Consider the following 22,815-nt stretch of genomic DNA (forward strand, 5'->3'; position numbering starts at 1 on the left):
GGCGCGGGAGGAAGGCTGTGGTGTAGCGTAAGCGGGCGCGGGGACGGGTGCAAGGCGCGAATGCGTGTGGCGGAGCCCCGAAGGGGCGTCAGCCAATAGCCCAGGGCTTGCGCCCTGGGCTATTGGCTACCGCCCCTTCGGGGCTCCGGACCAGACGCCGGAAGCACCAAGCCGCAGGCACTCAGCGGCCCGGCAGCCCCGTGTACTCGTTCGGGTACACCGCGTCCACCGGGCTCGGCGCGAACGTGTCGCGGTACAGGTCGGCCGGCGTCGGGTGCGGCTCGCTCGTCGCCTCCACCGCCGCCGCGTCCGCCTCGGCCCGCGCCTCGTCGCGCAGCTGCCGGACGCCGTCGGCGTCGATCGCCGCCGCGTCGATCAGCCGCTGCTCGAACAGCGCCAGCGGGTCGGCCTCCGCCCAGTCCCGCTGGGCGCCGCTGCTCGACGAGTGGCCGTGCATCCGGCTCACCATCACCTCCAGCAGGTACGGCTTGCGGCCCTGCCGGCACACCCGCATCGCCCGGTCCAGCGCGTGCCACACCACCACCGGGTCGGTCCCGTCCACCGTCGCCGAGTCCACCCCGTACGGCAGCGCCCGGTCGGAGATCGGCCGCCGCGTGTGGACGGTCTCGAACGGCGTCGAAATGCCCGTGCGGTTGTTGGTCACGATCATCAGCACCGGCAGCGAATTGCCCGGCTGCGTCGCCCAGTTCAGGCAGCTCTCGAAGTCGCCTTCCGCGGTGCCGGCGTCGCCGCCGACGACGACCGAAATCCCCTCGCCGCCGTACCGCTTCTGCACCAGCGCGGTGCCGGGGGCCATCACGTACTGCACCTCGATCACGCTCGACACCGGCAGGACGTTCCACTCCGGGACGCAGTAGTGGCCGACGAAGTTGCGGCCGCGGCTGTGCCGGTCGGTGGCGCGCATGGCCAGCTGCCGGAGGTGGTCGGTCATGCTCATGCCCATGGCGAGCATGGTGCCGGCGTTGCGGTAGTGGAGGTGGAGGTAGTCGAAGGCGGGGCCGCGGCCCTTGAGGACTTGCCGGCCGAGGCAGACGTTGAACGCCTCCTCGCCGGGGCCGCCGATCCAGAAGAACGCCTCGCCCGACTTCGACATCTTGATCGAGCGCTCTTCCAGCGCCCGGGTGCGAACCATCTGGCGGTACAGCGTCAGCGCCAGTTCGGCCGAGATGGCGTCGCGGCCGGTGCGGACGACGGCCGCGGGGCGGGTGCTCGCGCCGCTGCGGCGCGGCCCGCCGGCGCGGCCTTCGGGAGGTTCCTCGTCGGCGTTTTGCTCCGGCATGAAAGCGACCCCGGGACGGGAAGGGGTGGAAGAGGTATCGGCATTATACCACGGGGACGGGCGACGGTAGTGGGGAACCCGGCGAGCGGCCGGCGTGAGCCGGCTGTTGTCGTGCGCGTCCGTGGCGCTCGACAACAGCCGGCTCACGCCGGCCGCTCGCCTGTTCACTTCCCGATCAGCGCGTCGAAGTCGTCCTCGGTCAGCACCGCGACGCCCAGTTCCTTCGCCTTGTCCAGCTTGCTGCCGGCCTTCTCGCCGGCCAGCAGGTAGTCCGTCTTCTTGCTCACGCTGCCGCTCGGCTTGCCGCCCGCCTTGCGGATCACGTCCTCGATCTCCTCCCGGCCATACCGCGTCAGCGTCCCGGTTACCACCACGGTTTTCCCCTGCAACGGCAGCCCCGCCGCCGTCGCCGCCGCGGCCCGCTTCTCCTCCGTCAGCGTCAGCCCCAGCTCGCGGAAGTCGGCGATCATGTTCCGCGTCGCGTCCGCCTCGAAGAACGCGCGAATCCCCTTCGCCCGCTCCGGCCCCACGCCCTCGGCGGCCAACAATTGCTCGTCGGTCGCGGCCAGCAGCGCGTCGATGGTCAGGAACTCCTGCGCCAGGATGTCGGCCATGCTGTCGGCGACGCCGGGGACGCTGATGCCGGCGAGCACCCGCGCCAGCCCGCGCGGCTTGCTCGCCTGAATGCCGTCGAGCAGGTTGTCGGCCCACTTGCCGCTCGCCTTCTTGGCGTCCTTCGGCGGTCGGGCCTTCAGCAAGTCCTCCTTCGTGAGGCGGTACAGGTCCGGCAGCGTTTCCACCAGATCGGCGGCGAGGAGCTCGTCGACCACCGCCTCGCCGAGCCCCTCGATGTCCATCGCGGCGCGGCGGGCGAACTGGAGCAACTGCCGCTTCAACTGGCCGCCGCAGGCGCCGCGCGGGGCGGTGCAGAAGTAGAACGGACTCCCCTCGTCGCGCTTCGTGGCGGCGCCGCAAACCGGGCACGCCGTCGGCCACGCGAACTTCGTTTCCGCGCCGGTGCGGGCGGCCGTCTCCACGCGCACCACCTGCGGGATGATCTCGCCGGCCTTCTCGACCACGACCGTGTCGCCGACTCGGACGTCCTTCCGCTCCATCTCGTCGGCGTTGTGCAGGCTCGCCTTGCTGACGGTGGTGCCGGCCAGCCGCACCGGCGGGTCGAAGTGCGCCACCGGCGTGAGCTTACCGGTGCGACCCACCTGCACCTCGACGCGGGCCAGTTTGGTCATCGCCTGCTCGGCCTCGAACTTGAACGCCCGCGCCCAGCGCGGGAACTTGCTCGTGTAGCCGAGCCGCTCGCGCTGCGAGAAGTCGTCCACCTTCACGACCATGCCGTCGGTGTCGTAGCCCAGGTCGTGCCGCTTCGTGTTCCACTCCGCGCAGTGGGCGATAACGCCGTCGATGTCGGGGAAGTGCTTCGTTTCCGGGTTCACCGGGAAGCCGAACGCCTTCATCGCCTCCAGCGACGCGAGGTGCGACGTGACGGCGAAGCCGTCGAGGGCGCCGAGCGCGTAGGCGAAGAAGCGGAGCTTGCGCCGCGCCACCTCCTGCGGGTCCAACATGCGGATCGAACCCGCCGTGAGGTTGCGGCAGTTCTCGTACGGCTTGTCGCCCGCGGCCACGCGCTCGCGGTTAATGCGGATCAGTTCGGCGCGCGTCAGGTACACCTCACCGCGGACCTCGTACAGCGCCGGCGGCTTGTCGGAACGCAGCTTCAGCGGCACGCCGCCGACGGTGCGGACGTTGTGCGTCACGTCGTCGCCGGCGTCGCCGTCGCCGCGGGTGACGCCGCGCGTCAGCAGGCCGTGCTCGTAGCTCAGCGACATGGCCACGCCGTCGATCTTGAGCTCGACGACGTAGGTGACCGCCTCCTTGCCGAGCGCCTTGCGGACGGAGGTGTCCCACTCGCGGAGCATGTCCGGGTTGTAGCTGTTCTCGATGCTGTACATCGGCTGGCGGTGGCGGACGGAGGTGAGCGCGTCCACCGGGGCGCCGCCGACGCGGCGGGTGGGGCTGTCGGGCGTGGCGAGTTCGGGGTGCTTCGCTTCGAGCTGCGTGAGTTCGTCGAGGAGGCGGTCGAAGTCGCGGTCGGAGATTTCGGGCGCGGCGTCGACGTAGTAGCGGTGGTTGTGGTGGTCGATGAGCGTGCGGAGCTCGGCGGCGCGGGCGGCGGGCTTGGGCATGGGCTGTTCCCCGGGGGATGGGGGGATTGTGCCCGCACCCGGGGCGAAAAGAAAGGTCGGTGGTCAGGCGCGCCTGGCGCACAGTTCCGCCGGCGCGTCCACCTCCGCCCGCAGCAGCGCCAGCGCGAACGTCTTCCCCTGCGTGTCGGTCCGCAGCGACGTGCTGGCGCCGCCCGCGAGCGCGTCGTACAGCACGAAGTTCAGCCCGCGCACGTTCACCGCCTCGAACCGCTTCACCCGCGACGCTCCCAACGGCGCGAAATACGCCGCCACCCACGCCGCCGTCAGGTGTTCACGGAGCCAGGCGTAGCCCGCGTCGGTGTACGCGATCACCGCCACGTTGGCGTGGTTCCCCTTGTCGCCGCTGCGGCCGTGGGCCAGCGTCGAGAGCGGCACCCGCGTCACGGCAGCACCTCCGCCGTGGCGTGTACGGCGCTCTTGGCGACCAGCGCCGGCCAGTACGCGAACACCTCGCGGACCGGCGGCCGGCCCGTCGTGTACCCCGTCGTGCCGGCGTAACCAGACGTGACCAGCGGCGCGAACTCGCGCGTGAACCGCTCCACCGCACCCCGCCGCGGGTCGCGCACCGCCACCCGCAGCACCACCTCCGGCGGGTCGAACGCCGCCGTCACCACGCCCGGCACGCACGCCCCGGCGCCGAGCGTTTCCACCAGGCTGTGCGCGAACGTCAGCCCCGCCTGTCGCAGCCGGTCCAGCAGAATCTCGCCTGACCGCCGCGCCTTCGCGGCGGCGTTCGGGCCGGCGATGACGAGCGTCCCCGCGGCCATGTACCCGTCGCGGTACGCCACCGACACCTTGTACGTGTCCGTCACGCCGCGGCCGCTCCCGCCGGTCACCGCGACTACGCCCGGCCCCGCCAGCCGCAGCTGCACCGTGGTGAAGTCGGCGACCACGTCCGGCGTGTAGTACCGGGCCGGGTCGGCGACCTCGTACAGCAGCTGCTCCGCCAGCGTCTCCACGTTCACGACGCCGCCGGTGTTGTCCGGCTTCGTCACGATGAAGTCGCCGCCGTCGCCGATCTCGGCGATCGGGTAGCCGACCGTTTCGAGGTGCGTCGCGTCGTCGGCGTTGATCCACAGGCCGCCGGTCGCCTGCGCGCCGCACTCGATGAGGTGGCCCGCCACGGTCGCCGCGGCGAGGCGATCGAAGTCGCCGAAGTCCCAGCCGAACTCGTGCGCCACGGGGCCGACCGTGAGCGACGCATCCGCCACGCGCCCCGTCACCACGATGTCGGCGCCGAGCCTCAGCGCCTCGACGATCGGCCGCGCCCCGAGGTAGGCGTTGGCGCTGACGACGCGGTCGCGCACCGTCGCCAGCGGCTCGCCCGTATCCAGGTGGCTCAGCGGGTGGCCGGCGGCGATCAGCTCATCGAGCCGCGGCATCAGGTCGTCGCCGCTCACGACGCCGACGCGGCGGCCGTCGAGCCCGGCCTGGGCGAGCACGTCGCGGGCCTTCGCGGCGCAGCCGTGCGGGTTCATGCCGCCGGCGTTGGTGACGATCTTGAGGTTCGGCTGCTCGGCGAGGGCGCGGGTGAGGCGGCCGAGGACGTGGGGGAAGTCGGTGGCGAACCCGGCCGCGGCGTCCTTCTGCCGCTGCACGGCGAGGATCGACATGGTGAGTTCGGCGAGGTATTCGAGCGTGAGGTAGTCGAGGCGGCCGGCTTCCGCGAGGCGGACGGGCGCGTCGGGGCTGTCGCCCCAGAACCCGCACCCGTTGCCGACGCGCACCCGCCGCATGTGGCGCTCCCCCGCGGGGTATCGTACGCGGCGGGGCTTCGTAGAGCACGGGTCAGGCCGACGGATTGCCGCGGGCGATCACTTGCCGGCGAGTTTTCGCTCCAGTTCCTCCACCCGCTTGTGCACAGCCTGCAGCGCCTCGATCAGGGCGGCGACGCAGATGGCCAGGACGATGCACGTCATCCCGAGGTACTGCGAGCACTCCTCCGGCTTGACGTCCTCGCGGCGGATGATGATGAAGCACCCGAGCGCCAGGATGCCGACCGCGAGGAGCAGGAAGTACCGGGGCTTGGACATCGCCGTTCACCTACGTGGGGCTTCCGCCGCGGGCGCGCGAGACGGCCTCGCCAGCGACGGAATCGGGTCGGTTGAGAGCTCGCTTGCTCATGAGTATCCGCGACCGCGGACCGGTGTCAAACAAAAAAGCGTTGCGCCGACCGATGCCGCATGTGCCGCCGCGCGAAGGCATCCGGTGCCGCCGCCGGCCGCGTTGCGACGGCCCGCCACCGCCGCTACCCTGGTGGGGAAAGTCCGCCCGATTCCCGCGTGCCGTGCCGCGGCCGGCGGGCACTACCCTCACAAAACCCGCCGCCGCGGCCAGGAGGTCCGCCGCCGATGGTCAGCCACGCCGGAACCGGCGGCGTCCGCCCGTTCCTCCAACTGCTCGAAGTGCAAGCCCTCCGCGGCGCCGCCGACCCGGAGTTGCTCCGCCGCGTCGCCGCCGCCGACGAGGCCGCGTTCCGCGTCGTCGCCGAGCGGCACGGGCCGATGGTGTTCGGCGTCTGCGCCCGGCTGCTCGGCAACCGGCACGACGCCGAGGACGCGCTCCAGGCCACGTTCCTGGTGCTCGCCCGCCGGGCCGCCGCGGTGCGGAAGTCCGAGTCGCTGGCGAGCTGGCTCCACGGCGTCGCCCGGCGCGTCGCGCTGCGGCTCCGCCGCGCCGACCGCCGCCGCACCGCCCGCGAGCACGCGGCCGCCGTGCCCGACGGCCGCACCCCGGCCGACGCGCTGGCGTGGGCCGAGGTGCGGGCCGGGCTCGACGACGAGCTCGCCCGCCTGCCGGCCGCGTACCGCGACGTGCTGGTGCTGTGCTACCTCGAGGGCCTGTCCCGCGACGAGGCCGGGCAGCGGCTCGGGATCGACGCCGGCGCCGTGAAGGGCCGGCTGGAGCGCGGCCGGCGGCTGCTCGGCGAACGACTGGTGCGGCGCGGCATCGGCCTGTCCGCGGGGCTGGCCGCGCTGGCGGTGGCCCCGGACGCGACGGCGGCGCTGCGGCTGGGCCGGCTGGCGGCGGACCCCGCCGCGGCGAGCCCGCGGGCCGCGGCCCTGTCCCACGAATTCCTGAAGGGAGTGGCGATGTCCAAGTTCAAGCTCGTGACCGCCGGCGTACTGGCGCTGGCCGTCGGCGTGGGAGTGGGGACCGCGCAACCGCCGAAGCCGGCGCCCCCGCCGGCGCGGCCGCTGACGGCCCGTCTGGAGGAACCCAGGGACACCGACGAGGCGTTCATCCGCCGCGTCAGCCGCGACCTGCGCGGCACCGACCCGACGCCGGCCGAGGTCCACTTCTTCCTCGCCAGCAAGGACGCGAACCGGCGGGCCACGCTGGTGGACCTGTTCGTCAGAGAGCGGACCGCGAAGGCCGCCGGGCAGGCGGACAAGGTGGCCGAGCGGGCGAACGAGCTGACCCGGTGGTCGGACGCCGACACCGCCGAGGCAGTCCGGCGGTACGCCGAGGCCGTGCAGCTGGCCCGCGCCCGAGATGAGGAGGCGCGGGCGATGGCCGAGAAGGCGGCCGCGGACCGGAACGCGGAGGCCCGGCGCGCGGCCGAACAGGCGGTTGAGGCGCAGCGGGCGCAGGTGCTGGCCGAGGCGCTGGCTCGGCGTGCCCAGGCGGAGCGCGACGCCGACCGCGCCCGCGCCGACGAGGCGCTGTCGCGGGAGAAGGCGCGGCTGAAGGAGAAGGGTTCCCGCGAGCCCGCCGAGCCGAGCCGGCCGACCGAGCCGAAGAAGGCGCCGGTTCCGCCGGGGCCGACCACGCCCGCCCCGCCCCCGACCCGGGCGGCCGCCCCCGCCCCTGCGGCGAACCTGGAGGTGCTGAAGGTGCGGGTGCAGCTGGCCGAGCTGACCGTCCGCGAGAAGGTGCTGGGCGCCCAGCAGTTGCAGGAGCAGGTGAAGCGCGGCGTCGTGCCCGCCGGCGAACTCGACCGGGCGAAGTTGGAGGTGGAGCGGGCGCAGCTGATGCTCCGGGAGGCGCAGCTGACGCTGGAGCAGGCCGAGCGCGCCGCCCCGCGGGCGGTCCCGCCGGCGACCCGGCCGTAAGCGGGCTCGACGCCCGGGGGCGGTCGCCCCCCGGGCGTCGAACCGGTTTGTGCACTACACTTCGGGCATGTTCCGCCCGTTCTTCGCCGCCGCCGTCGCGTCGCCCGTCCGCCGCCGCAGCCTGCGGCAGGCCGTCGCCCTGCACGCCGTATTGTGCGTGCTGCTGGCGTGGGCCGCGGTCAACAACCCCACCCCCGCCGGCCGCACCGCCGTCGCTAACTTCGCGCTCGTCCTCGGCATCGTCGAGGGCGGGGCGCTCGTCGGCTGGCGGCTCACGCAACTCCCCAAGAGCCAGGCGCTCGAGTTCCTCCTCGTGTCGCCGCTGCGGCCGCGCGGCGTGTTCCTCGCCGAAGCCGCGGTCGGAATCTGCCGCTTCGCCGTGGTGCAACTCGCCGGCCTGCCCGCGCTCGCGGCGCTGGTGTGGCAGGGGCTCATCACGCCCGCCGACCTGTGGCCGCTGGCGCTGATGCCGTTCGCGTGGGGCGTCGTCACCGGCCTCGGCGTCACCGTGTGGGCCTACGAGCCGTTCGCGGGGCGGAAGGCGGCCGAGATCGTGGCGCTGTTCGGCGTGCTGGTGTACCTCGTCGTCGGCGTGCTGGCCGCGGAGAAGCTGCCGCTGTGGCTTGCACAGTTGCCGCCGGCGTGGGCCAACGCCGTGCAGGCGGCCGTGCTCGCGGCGCACAACGAGAACCCGTTCGGCGTCGTCCGCAACTGGTTCGACCCGGCCCGCGACCCGGCCGAAGTGTGGGACAGCTTCGTGACGCTCCACCAGACCGCGGCCGTCGCCGTGGCGCTGTTCGCGCTGCGGGCCGCGTTCCGGCTGAAGCCGCACTTCCACGACCGCCACTACCGGCCGCTGACCGCCGACCGCGCCGCCCGCACCGAGGACGTGGGGGAGCGGCCGTTGTCGTGGTGGGCGGTGCGGCGGGTGATGGAGTACGGCGGGCGGGTGAACCTGTGGCTCGCGGGCGGGTTCGGGCTGGCCTACGCGGTGTACCTGATGGCCGGCGACGCGTGGCCGGCGTGGCTCGGCCGGCTCGTGTTCCAGCTGTTCGAGAACTGGGGCGGCGCCCCCACCGTGGCGGCGGCGATGTGCGTGCTGGCGGCGGTGCCGGCGGCGTTCCAGTTCGGCCTTTGGGACGCGACCATCAGCGACCGCTGCCGCCGGCTGGAACTACTGCTGCTGACGGACCTGGACGGCCGCGACTACTGGCACGCGTCGCTGGCGGCGGCGTGGCGGCGCGGGCACCACTACCTGTACGTGGCGGAGCTGCTGTGGGTGGCGCTGGCGGTGGCGGGGCGGGTGGAGTGGTACGAAGCGCTGGCCGCGGCGATCGGCGGGGCGGTGCTGTGGATGTTCTTCTTCGCGGTCGGCTTCCGGGCGTTCTGCACCGGCCGGCAGGCGAGCGGGCTGGCGTCGTTCCTGACGCTGGGCCTGCCCCTGGTGCTGTTCGCGCTGTTGAAGGCGGGCCTGCCGGAGGTGGCGGGGCTGGTGCCAGTAGCGGCGTGCTACCTCCCCGCGGCCGGCGGCCTGGGCATGGGCTGGGCGGCGGGGCTGGTGCTGATGGGCGCCGCGACGGTGTGGCTGACGCGCCGCGGCCTGACGCGCTGCGACGCCGAGCTGCGGGCGTGGTACGACGCCAACCAGGGCCGCAAGACGGAGTGACGCGGTGATGCAGTTTTTGACAGCACGAACAGGATGAAGCAGGATGCCGCCCCAGGCATCTCAGCGGCCCGCGGGGCTCGGTATCTCGGGGAGCGAACACGCCGCGCCGGCCGATGGCGCTGCCGGGGTCGGTCCGGTCGCCGTCCCCAGATGCGCCCGCGCCGCGGCGAGAAGCTGATCGTCCGCGGCGTCCCACACGTCCGCGTCCGCCCAGCCGGCCACGTTGGCGACGAGTTGGCCGACCCGCCAGTGTGGGTAGCGCCGGGCCAGTTCCGCCAGCGCCGCGAACAGTTCGGCCCGCTCGTTCGTGGTCATGTCGGCTCGTTCCGCCATGACACCGCCCAGCTCTCCGCCACGGCCGCAGCTACTTCGTACTGAAGGCGGGTGAGGTCGCCCTCCGCCCCGCATCCGGCGTCGTACACAACCGGATCGACAAGCCCGCGTGGGATCAACACGTCCCGGATGTTGCTGTTGATGCCGTCGCTGATGGCGTGGACGAGTACCTCCACGTCGGTGCGAATCTCCCGCATCCACTCCACGAGGGACCTCCGCGGCATGTATGGTCGCGGGCTCACAGCACTTCAATGAGGTACGTCGTCAGCCAGATGTCAAGCTGCTGAAAACGGGCCTTCAGCACGTCCTTGAAGGCCACGAAGAACTCGCGGTGTTCGGGGTCGTCGTCCACGTCCACGAACACGCGGATCAGGTCGTCGCGGTAGGTCTGCCCTTCGGCGCGCCAGCGGCCGCGGATCGTCTGCGTCTCGCACGACACGGCCCCGAACCGCTCCTCCAGTTCGATCAGCGTGTCGGCCACGGCGGCGTCCGGGACGGGGGTGCCGTCGTTAAGACGCAGCGGCAACAGCACCTCGAACCGGCGGAGCTGTCTGCTCATAGGTGGCCGGCCCCTCGACGGTGAACGGGACGCCCTGGACCGCCAGGAACCCCAGGGCGTCCTCGGGCACGACCATCTCGCCGGTCGCCCAGCTCTTGAAGCCGAACCGCCCTGCGAGCTGGGCGAGCGCGGCACGCTTGGCGTCGGTGGTCGGAAAGTGAATGCGGATCATGTTGAAATGCTAACCCGCCGCTCGCGGCGGTGCAAGGCGTGCCCTGCACCGCCGCAAGCGGCGGAAGAGGGTCAGCCCTCCAGCCGCCACGGGGCGCGCATCGGCCGCGACAGGCGGGCGTTGCCCACGTCCGCGTCGGCGCCGGTGAACTTGAACGTCCGCGCGTCCCACGTCAGCTTCTTGCCCGTCTGCAGCGCGATCACGCCGAGGTGGCACACGATCACCGACCCGGCACCCACGTCCACCCCCGTGATCGGCGTCTGTCGGCTTTGCACGCAGTCCAGGAAGTTCCCCATGTGGTTCGTCGGCCGCGACGGGTACAGCATCGGGTCCAGCAGCAGCGGCTCCGACAGGATCGCCTTGTCGCTCGCCAGCAGCAGGCCGCGGCTCACGAAAATCTTCCCCTTCTCGCCGACGATCAGCAGGCCGTTCTCGCCGCCGTCCACGCCGTCCATCTCCTTGTTGTTCCGCTTCGGCTTGTTCCCCATGGCGTCCACCAGGCCGGGGGCCGGGGTGCCCATCCCCTCGGCGCCGCTGCCGCTCATGGCGTACACGCTCACGCCGTTCGGGTAGCTGTACTTCACCTTGAAGTGCTCGTGGCAGTTGTACCCGTCGCCGGCCGCGTAGGGCGCCTTCGCCGCCACCACCTCCACGCCGGTCGGGCCGCTGCCGTCCATGCCCAGGCACCACTGCGCGATGTCCAGGTGGTGGGCGCCCCAGTCGGTCATCTTGCCGCCGCTGTAGTCGTACCACCAGCGGAACTCGTAGTGGCAGTTCGTCTTGCCGGCCTCCTGGCGGTACGGCACGCGGGCGGTCGGCCCCAGCCACATGTCCCAGTCCAGCCCCTTCGGCACCGGCGCCTCCTTGATCGCGCCGCTCTGCGGGTTGTTGCCGATGCGGCACTCGATGCTGCGGACCGAGCCGATGCGGCCGGTGCGGACCAGCTCGGCGGCGAGGCGGAACTTGCCGCCCATCTCCGTCCGCTGCTGGCTGCCGGTCTGCAGCACCTTGTTCGTGTCCTTCACCGCCTTCTTCAGCGCCAGCGCCTCCTGCACGGTCAGCGTCAGCGGCTTCTCGCAGTAGATGTCCTTCCCCTTGCGGAGGGCGTCGAGCGCGACCAGCGCGTGCCAGTGGTCGGGCACGGCGACGATGACCGCGTCCACGTCGCGGCGGTCGAACACCTCGCGGAAGTCCTTGTGCCCGCGGACGTCGTAGCCGTCCTTCTTGTACTGGTCGACGGCGAAGGCGACGTGCCGCTCGTCCACGTCGCAGACGCCGGTGAACTGGACGTGGCGGAACCGCTTGGCCTCGCCGTAGAGGGCGTTGCTGCGGCGCGGGTTGGGGCCGACGCCGATCACGGCGACGTTGAGCCGGCCGTTCGCCTGCACGGGGCGGGCGGCGGCGGCCTGTTGGGCGACGGTGGCGCCGAACACGTCCTTGGCGTACCACGCCGGCAGGCCGGCGGCGGTGAGGGTGGCCACGGAGTTCCGCATGAACCCGCGGCGCGAGAGGTTTCCGCGTTCCAGCATGGGAGACCCTTTACGAGAGAGGCAGGGGAGGGACGGGGCCGGGGGATATGATAGGCGGCCGGCGAGGGGCGCAGCCAAAGAAGAAGTGACACCGCTCGCGGCTTCGCGCTGGGTGACGCGAAGCCGCAAGCGGCAACGATTCCGTTATTTCTCCCGCCGCACCGCCCACTCCGGCAGCGCCTCCAACACGGCCCGCGCGTCCGAGCGCGGCAGCGCCGCCAGTTCCGCCCGCGCGGCGCGGGCCAGCTCGTCGGCGCGGCCGCGGGCGAACGCCAGCGACTCCGTCCGCCGCAGCGCCGCCAGCACCGCGGCGCCGTCGCCGTCGCGGATCCGCTCCCGCAGCCGGTCCGCGTCCCCGCCCGGGAGCCGGTTCAGGCAGTGAATCACCGGCAGCGTCAGCTTCTGCTGCTGAAGGTCGGTGCCGAGCGTCTTGCCCGCGGTCGTCTCGTCGCCGACCAGGTCGAGCAGATCGTCGGCGATCTGGAACGCCCGGCCGAGCGCCCGGCCGTAGTTCGCCAGCCGGTCGGCCGTCTCCTCCGACGCGCCCGCGTACAGCGCCCCGAGGCGGCCGCAGCACTCCGTCAGCGCCGCCGTCTTGCCGTCGATCACGGCGTAGTAGTCGGCTTCCGTCAGGTTCAGGTTGCCGCGCTCGGTCACCTGCCGCAGCTCGCCCGCGCACACGCGGTTGGTCGCGGCGCCGATGATGCCGCAGGCCCGGCCGTCCACCGTGCTGGTGAGGTGGAAGGCGTGCGTGAACAGCATGTCGCCGAGCAGGATGCTGACCTTGTTCCCCCAGCCGGCGTTCACCGTCGAGACGTGCCGCCGCACATCCGCCTCGTCGAGCACGTCGTCGTGAACGAGCGTCGCCGTGTGGATCATCTCCACCGCCGCGGCGAGGGTGTGGTGCGGGGGTGTGATTCCGCCGCACGCCTTGCCGGCGAGGAGCAGCAGGGCGGGCCGCAGCCGCTTGCCGCGGTAGTGGCGGAGGTGTTGGACCAGCGGCCCGAACAGCCCCTGGTACGGGGCGAGCGTCGCGGCGAACACCCGATCCGCTTCGTCGATGTCGGCGGCGACGGGGGCGAACATCGACCCCGCCGGCCGGGGCACGAACGGGGCGACGGGCGGGGCGATGGTCGAGGTCACGGCGCGGCCCTCCACGGGAGCGGCCCCGGCGGCGGCGTCAGGCGGGCGGCCGGGCGTAATGGCCGCTCGCGCCGCCGTCCTTCTCGTCGAGGCGGATCGCGTCCACGGTCATGCCGCGGTCGACCGCCTTGCACATGTCGTACACCGTCAGGGCCGCCACGCTAACCGCAGTGAGGGCTTCCATTTCAACACCCGTGCGGGCGAAAACCGTGGCCGTGGCCTCGATTCGCACCGCGTCCGGCTCCACGGGCGTCAGCATCACTTTGACCGACGTGAGCGGCAGTGGGTGGCACAGGGGGATGAGGTCGGCCGTCTTCTTGGCGGCCATGATGCCGGCGAGGCGGGCGACTTCTAACACGTCGCCCTTGCTGAGCTTACGGTCGCGGATCAGGGCGAGTGTCGCGGGCGCCATGCGGACCAGCGCCGAGGCGCGGGCCGTGCGGTGCGTCTCGGCCTTGCCGCTGACGTCCACCATGCGGGCAGCGCCGCTGTCGTCGAAGTGCGTGAGAGGCATGCGATGACGCTCCAAGACCTGATATGGAAGGGATTTAGGTAGACAGACGGGAAACGATCGCCCCGGCATCATTGTTTCCGCGACCCACCCCCCGCTCGGCGGAAACAATAATTTCGACGCGACCGTGGAGTTTCTACCGCGCCGTCCAGCCGAGCGACGCCGTCAGCAGCAGGTCGGTGCCGTCCTCGGTCAGCCGCGGGGCGGACGCGGTGACACGCGACAGGGCCGCGGCCGTCGGAGCGTCCGTGGCGGCGAACAGCGGCACGGTGTCCTCCCGCGTCAGCCGAGACCGGACGAACTCGGCCGGCGACTGGCCGTCCACCCGGACGCGGTCGCGGAACCGCGCCGCCAGCTGCACCAGCGGCCGCACCGGCGCCGGCAGGCCGTCCACGGTCGGCTCGCCGACCTCGGCCGATTCGCAGTTGGTGCGCACTCGCAGCGCCGCGGCCGCGAGCGTCGGGCCGGGTATCACCTCGACCGTCGCCGTGCCGCGCACCGTCAGCGGCACCGTGAACGGGGCGCTGACCTGCGGCACCCAGCGCACCACCGGCACCTGCACCGTTGTGCGGACCTCGCGGCCGAACACGACCACGACGCGCTCCTGCGGCTCGAGCGCCACCTGCCGGCCGTCGGCCGTCACGCGGCCGCGCACGACCGGCGACGCGGCGAACACGATGCGGCCGTTCTCGTAGCCGATGGTGGGGGCGCCGAGGTCGGCGGCGATGCCGGTCAGCTTCACGTCGCGGAACAGCTCGGCCACGTTGTCGGCGACCGGCTGGTCCGGCAGCGGCACCGACTTCGGCAGCGCCGCCCGCGCCGCCGCCAGCACCGCCGCCTTCGGCAGCCGCACCGACACGTCGTCGAGCCGGATCGTGTTGCCGTCGCCGGCGACCGCGCCGGTCACCGACTCGACCCGCAGCCCGGCCAGCGCCGCCGGGACCGTCAGGCCCGTGACGCGGACCGTCGTGCGAACCGTGGCGACGGGCTCGGCGCCGTGCGGTTGCGCCCAGTCGGCCTGGTCCACGGTTGCGTCGAGCCGGTCGGCCGCGAAGTCCGGCACGCCGGCGGCGGGGGTGACGCGCGCCGCCACGAGTCGCACCGCGGCGGGGGCGCCGGCGGCGAGTGACACGCGGGTGTCCGTGGCGTCGCGCCGGACGGTGAAGGTCCCGGTCAGGTCGCCGCCGGCGGCGCGGACCTCGACCCCGCCGCCGCGGACGACGCTGTCGGCGCCGACCTTCAGGTTCACCGTCAGCCGGCCGTCGGTGATCGCGCCGCCGGCGGTGACGACCAGGTCGCGCACGTCCACGGTCGAACCCGGGCCGACGGCCAGGACGGAGGCGTCGCCGCGGCGGAAGTCGCGCCAGCCGACGCGGCCGTTCTCGCGGAGCGCCAGCCGGGCCGTCGTGACCGTCACTTCGCGCACGGGGCTGCCCGCCTGGTCCGCGGCGCCGCCCGGCGCGGACCACACCCGGGCCGCGACCCAGTTCGCCACCGACCGGCCGACGACCGGCACGGCCGTGGCCTCGACGCCGCCGGGGTCGGCGGTGAGTTCGTGCAGGTCGGCGACCCACCCGGCCGCACCGGTGACGCGGACGGGGTTCGAGAAGGCGACGCGACTCGGCTCGGCGGTCACGTCGATCCAGCGGCGGCCGTCGGCGTCGCCGCGGGCGGCCACGCGCAGGTCGAGGGTGCCGCCGGCGCTCGTGTCGGGCGGCACGTCGAGGGTGACGTCCGTGCCGAGGGCGTAGCGGCCGGGGGCGAGGGCGGCGCGGAACTCGGCGGTGAGCCGGTCGGCGGCGAACGCGGCTTCGCCGAACGGGGTTTGGTCGAGGTCGAGGCGGCCGCCGGCGGGCACGGGCACGGCGACGGCGTGCGGCCGCCCGGCGACGCGCAGCCCCCACGCCGCGGCGAGCGCGAGCACCCCCAGGGCGACAACCCCGGCCGCGATCCGCTTCCGCATGACGGGCCTCCGCTGTTCGGGGCATTCTACCGCCGCTCGTGGCCGATCGCGTGGCGGGCGACGAACACGAAGAACGCGGCACTGGCGGCCACCACGAAGACGTGGAACACCTCGTGCGGGCCGACGCGGACCGGCGGCGGGCTCAGCTCCGGCCAGCCGAACAGGTCACACGCCGCGCCGCCGGTGTACAGCACGCCGCCCAGCAGCACCCAGTTCATCGCCCGCCAGCCGACGGCCCGGTAGTACGCCACCACCGGCAGGCCGCCGAGCCAGCCCATCGCCACGTACAGGCTCACCGTCGCCCAGTACGGCGCCCTCGGCAACAGCCACAGCGCCGCCACCCCGACTGCGGCCACCCCCCACATCACGCCGAGGCACCACCGCCGCTGCCGGCCGCGCAGCAGCGCCGCGATCACCGGCGTGTTCGTCCCGGCGATCAGCACGAAGATGGCGGAGCGGTCGAGGGTCTGGAGGTGGCGGACGGCGTCGGCGTCGGCGGGGACGGCGTGGTAGAGGCCGCTGGCGGCGTACAGCAGTACCATCGACAGGCCGTACACGACGGCCGAGGCGCGGCGGCCGGGGTGCCGCGGGGCGAGCCGCACCAGCACGAGCGTGGCGTACGCGGCCCAGACGGCGGCCAGCAGGTGCGTGGCCGAGCTGAACGGGTCGCGCAACTCCATGACACCTCCGGTATGGAATCGAGGGGACATCTTAGCCACGCCCTCCGTGACGGGACGGGCCAATCGCTGCCCACCACCGCCGAACGGCACACGGGGTGCAACACATCCCGCGTCCCGCCGCGGGCGGCCGCGGCTCTCCCACTGGAGGCAACACCATGAGCGTCAAGGACACCCTGAAGAACGCCGGCGAGGCGGTGAAGGAGAAGGCCGAGGAGGCCGCGTGCTGGGTGAAGGAGAAGACCGGCATGGGCACCTGCGACGCCTCGACCGTCAAGCCGCACATGGCGGTGGTCTCGTCGTGCGGCTGCACGATGGGCAAGGTGGACGGCGTCGAGGGGTCGAGCATCAAGCTGACGAAGAACGACAGCCCCGACGGCGTGCACCACTACATCCCGACGGCGTGGGTGGATCACGTGGACAGTCACGTCCACCTGAACAAGAACGCCGACGAGACGAAGCGCGGCTGGACGAGCCGCGCCGGCGCGTCGGCGTGACCGTACCTTACTTCGCGGCCCCGGAGCGACCCCGGGGGCCCCACGCTTCGGCGTGCGGCCCCCGGGGTCGCTTTGTTGCCCCAACCCCTTTTGGGGGGACGATGAGCAACGGATGGAGAATTATGAGAATCATCGAAATTGGCTTGCATGCCGCTTCGCGACGGGAGTAGGCTTCACGTGCCTCTCTGGGTCCGGCGTAATCGGTTGGTTTACCGGTTCACATTCCGCAGGAGTTCGTCCATGACCCGCTTCATTCACCGGCGGCGCTCCCGCCACGCGTTCACGCTGATCGAGTTACTCGTCGTCATCGCCATCATCGCCATCCTCATCGGCCTTCTCCTGCCGGCGGTGCAGAAGGTCCGGGAGGCGGCCGCCCGCGCCAAGTGCTCCAACAACCTCAAGCAGCAGGGCATCGCCCTGCACGCCTTCGCCGACAGCGTCGGCGCCGGCCGCCTCCCCGCCGCCATGATCAACTCCGGCCGCGCCGGTAGCGGGACCATCGCCGCCCCCAACGTCTCCAACTACAAGGGGCCGGAGGTGGACCTGCAAGCCCTCCACGGGAAGGGCGACACCACGGCCACGTACCGCGTGTACAACCACACCGGGTTCGTCGCCCTGCTGCCGTACATCGAGCAGGGGCCGCTGTTCGCGCGGTACGACTACAAGCAGATCTCCAACGGGTCCAACCCGTACTCGTACACCCTCGGGGCGAACCCGGCCGGGAACACGAACCGCATCGTCGCGTCCACGCCGATCGCCACGTACACCTGCCCGTCGGACGACAACCCCGCCCCGGTCATGACCACGGCCGACGCGGCCGGGTCGTTCTACGAGCGGCTCGCCCCGGGCGTGGCCCGGAGCAACTACCTGTTCAACACCGGGTACTACACCGACTACGACCGCGACTGGGCGGTGAGCGCGACCTGGGCGCGGGGGCCGTTCGGCAACAACGGCGCGTCCATGATCGGGTCGATGCGCGACGGCACCAGCAACACCATCGCCATCGGCGAGTCGGCCCAGATCAAGACCTCGACCTCCTACGGCCCGTACTGGGGCGGCGGGGTCCACACCTCCGTCCACGGCCGCATCCTTCAGGTCACCCCCGGCCTGGTGCAGCAGACCGGCGGCACGACCCTCACCAACGCGCTCACCTACTGCGCCATCAACGCCCCGACCGGGCGGTTGGCCAGCGGGTGGACGGACAGCCGGGCCAACCTGCAGTACGCCTGGGGCTTCGGCAGCAGGCACACGGGCGGGGCCAACTTCGTCCTGTGCGACGGGTCGGTCAAGTTCATCCGGGACACCGTGGACTACGTCAGCGTGCTCCAGTGCCTGGCCACTCCCGAAGGGGCCGAAGTGATCGGCAACTACTAACCGCGACCCGCCCCGCAGCCGACCTCGGCTGCGGGGATTTCCTTTCCCCGATCACGTCGCCCCCGGGGAGGGGCGGAACGAGGACGATCTATGCTCCGGTGGAGATTTCCGGCGCTGGCCGCGGGGCTTCTCGCCCTGGCGACCGGGTGTTCGGGCAGCAAAGACGGCTCCTTCGCCACCGTCTCCGGCGTGGTGTCCGTCGACGGTACCCCGGTCGACGGGGCGAAGGTGACGCTCTACAGCACGGCCGAAGTGGACGGTAAGCCGGGAGCCTCTTACAGCTCACTCACCGACAGCTCGGGCAAGTACCTCATCGCCACGACCGGGAAGGACCCCGGCATCCCGCCGGGCGTGTACAAGGTCACCGTCACGAAGTTCGACGGCAAGTTCGCGGCCGGGGCCGAGGGGATGGACGCCGGCCAGACGGACGCGATGGTGTCCGACACCGGCGGCGGCGCCAAGGGGGGGCCGACCAACCTCCTCCCGAAGGAGTACGCCACGGTGGCCACCAGCAAGCTGTCGGCCACCCTCGACGTGGGCAAGAACGAGGGCGTCAACTTCGCCCTCAAGAAGAAGTAGTCGGGCTCCCCCGCGGGCCGGTGGTTCCGACCGCCCGGCCCGCGCGGTACACTTCCCCCATGCGACCCGCACTTCTCCTCGCGCTCCTCCTCCCCACCCCCGCCCGCGCCGACGACCCGACGCTGAGGGCCGACGCCGCCCGCGCCCTGAAGGCCGCGGCGACGTTCTTCCGCGACAAGGCCGCCGTCCGCGGCGGGTACGTGTACTACGTCACGCCCGACCTGGCGCAGCGCTGGGGCGAGGGGAAGGCGAGCCCGACCACGGTGTTCGTGCAGCCGCCGGGCACGCCGGCCGTCGGCGAGGCGTTCCTGGAGGCGTTCGCCGCCACCGGCGACCGCTTCTACCTCGACGCCGCGACGGCCGCCGCCGAGTGCCTGGCCGCCGGCCAACTCCAGTCCGGCGGGTGGACGCAGACGATCGAGTTCGGCCCCGCCCGGCGCGTCGGTAAGTACCGCAAGATGGCCGGCGGCAGCTGGAACGCCTCGTCCCTCGACGACGACCAGACGCAAGCCGCGCTCCGGTTCCTGGCCCGCACGGACAAGGCGCTCGGCTTCAAGAACGAGGCGGTGAGCGACGCCACGCGGTACGGGTTCGACGCGCTGCTAACGGCGCAGTTCCCGAACGGCGGCTTCCCCCAGGTGTTCACCGGCCCGAGCCCGGCCGCGCCGGTGCTGAAGGCGAAGTTCCCCGACTTCGACTACCGCACCGGGGGGAAGGAGAAGGAGTACTGGACCCACTACACGCTCAACGACGGCCTCCCCGGCACGGTCGCGGACGCGCTCGTGACGGCCCACCAGGTGTACGGCGACGCCAGGTACAAGGCGGCGCTGGCGCGGCTCGGCGACTTCCTGATCCTGGCCCAGATGCCCGACCCGCAGCCGGCGTGGTGCCAGCAGTACGACCGCGACATGCGGCCGGTGTGGGCGCGGAAGTTCGAGCCGCCGGCGGTCAGCGGGTGGGAGTCGCAGGACGCGCTGGAGACGCTGATTCGGATCGCCCGCGTCACCGGCGACGCGAAGTACCTGGAGCCGGTGCCGCGGGCGCTGGCGTACCTGCGGAAGTCACGGCTGCCGGACGGCCGGCTCGCGCGGTTCTACGAGTTGAGGACGAACCGCCCGCTGTACATGGACGCGGCGTACCAGCTCACGTTCGACCCGGCGGCGGCGCCGGCGCACTACGGCTGGACGCAGCCGGCGCGGCTCGACGCCATCGAGAAGCAACTCGACGACGCGCGGCGTAACGCCCCGCCGCCGGTGCGGGCGCGGCCGACGGAGGCGGAGGTGCGGCGCGTGGTCGCGGCGCTGGACGCCGAGGGGCGCTGGGTGAGCACCTATGCGGGTGAGCGGCTGGTGGGGCAGCCGCCGTTCGCGGCGGGCTTCCGGTACGTGTCGAGCGAGGTGTTCCGGCGAAACGTCGGCGTGCTGAGCGCGTACCTCCGGGCGGAGGAATAGGCCCGGGCCCGGCGTGTCGGCCGCGACGACCGTCCCTCACCTCGACCCGACCTCCGGAGCCCGCCGTGGCGCCCGACCCCGTGCCCCCCGACTTCCGCGTCCGCAACCTGTACGAGCCGTCACCCGCGGACGAGTCCGACCGCGCCCGCTGGTCGCTCCCCGCGTCCGGCCGCGTCGAGCTCCCGTCGCGCGGCGGCCTCGGCTTCCGTGCCGTGCAGGCCAAGCGGGCCGGGCTGGCGTTCGCCGACGCCGAGTTGGTCGTCCGCTTCGACGGCGCCGCGCAGCTCGACCGCGAGACCGCCGAGCGCTGGCCGGCGACCCTCGACGACCTCGAACGCGACTTCATGGAGCGGTTCGCGTTCGAGAACGCCGACGCCGTCATCGACCCCGACGGCGGCGCGGCCGCGCTCGGCTGGCGCTGGTCGCCGCCGCCCGACGCCAAGCCGCAAGCGGCTGCGGAAGTGGTGACCATCGGCATCGCGTACTACAACCTCGGCGCGCACCTCCCGGCGACGCTCGCCTCGGTCGCGGCACAAACGTATCCGACGCTCGACGTGGTCGTCATCGACGACGGCAGCACCGATGCCGCCTCCCGCGCCACGTTCGACCGGATGGAGCAGACCTACCCGCAGTTCCGCTTCGTACGGCAGGCGAACGCCGGCATCGGCGCCACCCGGAACCGCTGCCTCGAACTGGCGCGCGGCGAGCTCTTCCTGCCGATGGACGCCGACAACGTCGCGCGGCCGGACATGGTCGAACGCTTCGTGACCGCACTCGACCGCAACCCACAGTTCGCGGCGATGTCGTGCTACTTCCTGGCGTTCGACGAAAAGCACGCGGCGCCCGCCGGCGAGTACCTGTTCGCGCTGCGGCCGGTCGGCGGGCCGTATGCCGCGGCCGCGGTCCGCAACGTGTACGGCGACGCGAACTCGATGTTCCGCACGGCGGCGTTCCGCGCCGCCGGCGGCTACGGCACCGACCGCGGCACCTCGTGCGAGGACTGGGAGGCGTTCGTCCGCCTGGTGCAGGCCGGGGGGAAGGTCGGTGTGGTGCCGGACCACCTGTTCTACTACCGCCACCGCGCCGGCGGGTTCTCGCGGGTGACGAACTGGTACAAGAACCACCAGCGGGTGCTGCGACAGTTTGCGAAGGCGGACGCGCTGCCCCCGGGCGAGGCAGCGGTGCTGTGGGCGGCGCTGGTGGGCTTCCAGCAGGAGGCGGCGCGCCACGCGGACGCGCGGCGGGCGTGGCGCTACCGGATGGCGGACCGTGTCGCGGGGGCGCTGCGGTGGGTGAAGGGGCGTGGAGCGCGTTAGGCCGGGGCGCAAGCCCCGGTGGGTTCCAGACACCAGGCCATTCACGGTGTGAGACTCACGGATTCCGGCTGACTTTCGCCTGACGGGTCTTCTTCCCCTCGTCGAGCAACCGGGCCGTGGAAACATGTGGGCTCTTGTCCTTGATCCGTCGGGTCGCCGTCCTCGTCGGCTTCCGGGGCGGCGCTTTCTTGATCCTCCCAAGGTCGACCTTGCCCGCCCACTCGCGGAGGTGGCCGGCCAACTCCGGGCTGGGCATCGGACCGAACGCCTCCCATTCCGACGCGGGCAGGGCGATCATCATCCCCGCGTACACCATCGCCCACTCCAGCGCCAGGTAATACCCCGACACCTCCTCCTGCACCTTCTTCTCACCATGCACCGCCCGCAGGGCCGCCTTCAGTACGGCCAGCACGTTGTACGCGGCCACCGCCACGCAGAACCCGAACAGCGCGGCCCTGGGGTACCCCAGGGTGTTCACCTCACAGTTCAAGGCGACTGTCAACTCGTGGAAGGCCCCCTCGATCTTCCACCGCTTGAGGTAGATCTCGGCCACCTTCTTGGCCGGCACCTTCGCCGGCAGGTTGGTCAGGATCTCCACCTCCGCGTCCCCGTCCGCGGTCGGCGCCCGCAGCCGCACCCGCACCTGCCGCAGGCGCACCAACCGCGCCCCACCCCAGCAGACCCAGACCCGCCGCTCGCCCACCCAGCCCCGGTCCGTCGCGACCTCGGCCCCGTACCCGGCTTCGGCCTCGACGCTCAGGTTCCCGTGGCGTCGGATGACGACGTAGGCCCGCCGGGCGGCCACCTCACACAGGAACTCCGCCGTGCAGAAGTTGCGGTCCGCGACCCACACGTCCCGCTCCCGCACCAGCGGCACAATCTGGTCGATCAGCGCCCGCTCCTGGGTGTGGGCGTCCTCGCACGGGACGATGTCGGTGACCAGCATCAGGGCCGGGTCGAGCACGACCAAACTCTGCCCGGGCAAGGGGCCGGCGGTGTGCCCCCGGGTGACGCCCAGCCGCCGCTGGGTGGCGGCCAGGTGGTTGCCGTCGAGGACCCGCACCCGGTAGCCCGGCAGCAGGCTCTTGCACCCCCCGCCCAGCGCGGTGATCAGCCCCTCGCACCGGCCCGACACGTGCGCGACCAGCCCCGCGGACACGCCCGTCTCGATGTTCCGGAGCTTGTCGTAGACGCACTTGAGGGTGACCGGGACGCGGTCCCGCAGGTGCCGGTAGGCGGCCTGGACGTGGAGGGCCTTGCCGCCGACCACCAGGGTCATCAGATCGACCGTCGTGGAGAACAGCAACTCCCGGGTGTACCCGCGCTCGGCGGTCCGGTCGAACAGCGCGTCGAGGGCCGAGGCCGAGAGGGCGTGCTCGATGGTCGCCCGGGACATCACGCTGAGCGGGCTCTCCTCTAGGAACCGCTCGAAGACCCCACCGAACAGCATGGGCGCGCCCTCTCCCTG

Annotated in this window: 22 protein-coding genes; 7 read left to right on the top strand and 15 right to left on the bottom strand. The window is 72.4% G+C overall.

Features of this window, described 5'->3' with window-relative positions; translation table 11 throughout:
• Window positions 1-181 precede the first annotated feature (181 nt).
• From ETAA1_RS25715 to ETAA1_RS25735, 5 genes are all read right to left on the bottom strand, one after another.
• On the bottom strand, window positions 182-1,300 hold the full coding sequence (locus tag ETAA1_RS25715) for a thiamine pyrophosphate-dependent dehydrogenase E1 component subunit alpha (RefSeq protein WP_145243386.1): 1,119 nt from the start codon (window positions 1,298-1,300) through the stop codon (window positions 182-184).
• 164 nt (window positions 1,301-1,464) lie between these two features.
• Window positions 1,465-3,501, bottom strand: coding sequence for an NAD-dependent DNA ligase LigA (ligA, locus tag ETAA1_RS25720; RefSeq protein ID WP_145243388.1), 2,037 nt, complete (start codon window positions 3,499-3,501; stop codon window positions 1,465-1,467).
• 63 nt (window positions 3,502-3,564) lie between these two features.
• Window positions 3,565-3,906, bottom strand: coding sequence for an AtuA-related protein (locus tag ETAA1_RS25725; RefSeq protein ID WP_145243390.1), 342 nt, complete (start codon window positions 3,904-3,906; stop codon window positions 3,565-3,567).
• Complete coding sequence (locus tag ETAA1_RS25730) at window positions 3,903-5,258, bottom strand: acyclic terpene utilization AtuA family protein (protein WP_145243391.1); 1,356 nt, start codon at window positions 5,256-5,258, stop codon at window positions 3,903-3,905. The genes ETAA1_RS25725 and ETAA1_RS25730 overlap by 4 nt, the downstream gene beginning before the upstream one ends.
• Before the next feature lie 78 nt (window positions 5,259-5,336).
• The gene (locus ETAA1_RS25735) at window positions 5,337-5,555 is read right to left on the bottom strand and encodes a hypothetical protein (protein ID WP_145243393.1); all 219 of its coding nucleotides are present in this window, start codon (window positions 5,553-5,555) and stop codon (window positions 5,337-5,339) included.
• Window positions 5,556-5,873: 318 nt separating this feature from the next.
• Here ETAA1_RS25735 and ETAA1_RS25740 point away from each other — a divergent pair, with 318 nt between their 5' ends.
• Entirely contained in the window at window positions 5,874-7,577 is a 1,704-nt protein-coding gene (locus ETAA1_RS25740; protein ID WP_202920405.1) for a sigma-70 family RNA polymerase sigma factor, read from the top strand.
• 67 nt (window positions 7,578-7,644) lie between these two features.
• Window positions 7,645-9,243 (top strand): hypothetical protein, encoded by a 1,599-nt coding sequence (locus tag ETAA1_RS25745; RefSeq protein ID WP_145243397.1) that lies wholly within the window; start codon window positions 7,645-7,647, stop codon window positions 9,241-9,243.
• A 60-nt stretch (window positions 9,244-9,303) separates the two neighbouring features.
• On the opposite strand, the gene ETAA1_RS25750 is transcribed toward ETAA1_RS25745, so the two are convergent.
• The 9 genes from ETAA1_RS25750 to trhA form a co-directional block, all read right to left on the bottom strand.
• Window positions 9,304-9,558 carry a hypothetical protein gene (locus tag ETAA1_RS25750; RefSeq protein ID WP_145243399.1) on the bottom strand — a complete coding sequence of 85 codons (255 nt, stop codon included), beginning with the start codon at window positions 9,556-9,558 and terminating at the stop codon, window positions 9,304-9,306.
• Complete coding sequence (locus ETAA1_RS25755; RefSeq protein WP_145243401.1) at window positions 9,555-9,800, bottom strand: hypothetical protein; 246 nt, start codon at window positions 9,798-9,800, stop codon at window positions 9,555-9,557. The genes ETAA1_RS25750 and ETAA1_RS25755 overlap by 4 nt, the downstream gene beginning before the upstream one ends.
• Window positions 9,801-9,814: 14 nt before the next feature.
• Window positions 9,815-10,135 (bottom strand): hypothetical protein, encoded by a 321-nt coding sequence (locus ETAA1_RS25760; RefSeq protein WP_202920406.1) that lies wholly within the window; start codon window positions 10,133-10,135, stop codon window positions 9,815-9,817.
• Window positions 10,086-10,307 carry a hypothetical protein gene (locus tag ETAA1_RS25765; protein ID WP_145243406.1) on the bottom strand — a complete coding sequence of 74 codons (222 nt, stop codon included), beginning with the start codon at window positions 10,305-10,307 and terminating at the stop codon, window positions 10,086-10,088. Before ETAA1_RS25765 ends, ETAA1_RS25760 begins: the two co-directional genes overlap by 50 nt.
• A gap of 71 nt (window positions 10,308-10,378) precedes the next feature.
• Window positions 10,379-11,836, bottom strand: coding sequence for a Gfo/Idh/MocA family protein (locus ETAA1_RS25770; protein ID WP_202920407.1), 1,458 nt, complete (start codon window positions 11,834-11,836; stop codon window positions 10,379-10,381).
• Window positions 11,837-11,980: 144 nt separating this feature from the next.
• On the bottom strand, window positions 11,981-12,979 hold the full coding sequence (locus ETAA1_RS25775) for a polyprenyl synthetase family protein (RefSeq protein WP_202920408.1): 999 nt from the start codon (window positions 12,977-12,979) through the stop codon (window positions 11,981-11,983).
• Between the two features lie 37 nt (window positions 12,980-13,016).
• Complete coding sequence (moaC, locus tag ETAA1_RS25780; RefSeq protein WP_145243408.1) at window positions 13,017-13,493, bottom strand: cyclic pyranopterin monophosphate synthase MoaC; 477 nt, start codon at window positions 13,491-13,493, stop codon at window positions 13,017-13,019.
• A 133-nt stretch (window positions 13,494-13,626) separates the two neighbouring features.
• The gene (locus tag ETAA1_RS25785; protein WP_145243410.1) at window positions 13,627-15,453 is read right to left on the bottom strand and encodes a hypothetical protein; all 1,827 of its coding nucleotides are present in this window, start codon (window positions 15,451-15,453) and stop codon (window positions 13,627-13,629) included.
• A gap of 26 nt (window positions 15,454-15,479) precedes the next feature.
• On the bottom strand, window positions 15,480-16,133 hold the full coding sequence (gene trhA, locus ETAA1_RS25790; protein ID WP_202920409.1) for a PAQR family membrane homeostasis protein TrhA: 654 nt from the start codon (window positions 16,131-16,133) through the stop codon (window positions 15,480-15,482).
• Window positions 16,134-16,288: 155 nt separating this feature from the next.
• Between trhA and ETAA1_RS25795 the strand changes: the two genes are divergently transcribed.
• From ETAA1_RS25795 to ETAA1_RS25815, 5 genes are all read left to right on the top strand, one after another.
• Window positions 16,289-16,627, top strand: coding sequence for a DUF2171 domain-containing protein (locus ETAA1_RS25795; protein WP_145243414.1), 339 nt, complete (start codon window positions 16,289-16,291; stop codon window positions 16,625-16,627).
• A gap of 240 nt (window positions 16,628-16,867) precedes the next feature.
• Window positions 16,868-18,001 (top strand): DUF1559 domain-containing protein, encoded by a 1,134-nt coding sequence (locus ETAA1_RS25800; RefSeq protein WP_202920410.1) that lies wholly within the window; start codon window positions 16,868-16,870, stop codon window positions 17,999-18,001.
• A gap of 90 nt (window positions 18,002-18,091) precedes the next feature.
• Window positions 18,092-18,580, top strand: coding sequence for a carboxypeptidase-like regulatory domain-containing protein (locus tag ETAA1_RS25805; RefSeq protein WP_145243418.1), 489 nt, complete (start codon window positions 18,092-18,094; stop codon window positions 18,578-18,580).
• Window positions 18,581-18,639: 59 nt separating this feature from the next.
• The gene (locus tag ETAA1_RS25810; protein ID WP_145243420.1) at window positions 18,640-20,031 is read left to right on the top strand and encodes a pectate lyase; all 1,392 of its coding nucleotides are present in this window, start codon (window positions 18,640-18,642) and stop codon (window positions 20,029-20,031) included.
• A 65-nt stretch (window positions 20,032-20,096) separates the two neighbouring features.
• Window positions 20,097-21,347 carry a glycosyltransferase family 2 protein gene (locus tag ETAA1_RS25815; RefSeq protein WP_145243422.1) on the top strand — a complete coding sequence of 417 codons (1,251 nt, stop codon included), beginning with the start codon at window positions 20,097-20,099 and terminating at the stop codon, window positions 21,345-21,347.
• A gap of 55 nt (window positions 21,348-21,402) precedes the next feature.
• On the opposite strand, the gene ETAA1_RS25820 is transcribed toward ETAA1_RS25815, so the two are convergent.
• Window positions 21,403-22,797, bottom strand: coding sequence for a transposase (locus ETAA1_RS25820; protein WP_145233609.1), 1,395 nt, complete (start codon window positions 22,795-22,797; stop codon window positions 21,403-21,405).
• Between the last annotated feature and the right edge of the window lie 18 nt (window positions 22,798-22,815).

The sequence above is a fragment of the Urbifossiella limnaea genome (assembly GCF_007747215.1).
GTDB classification, from domain to species: Bacteria; Planctomycetota; Planctomycetia; order Gemmatales; family Gemmataceae; genus Urbifossiella; species Urbifossiella limnaea.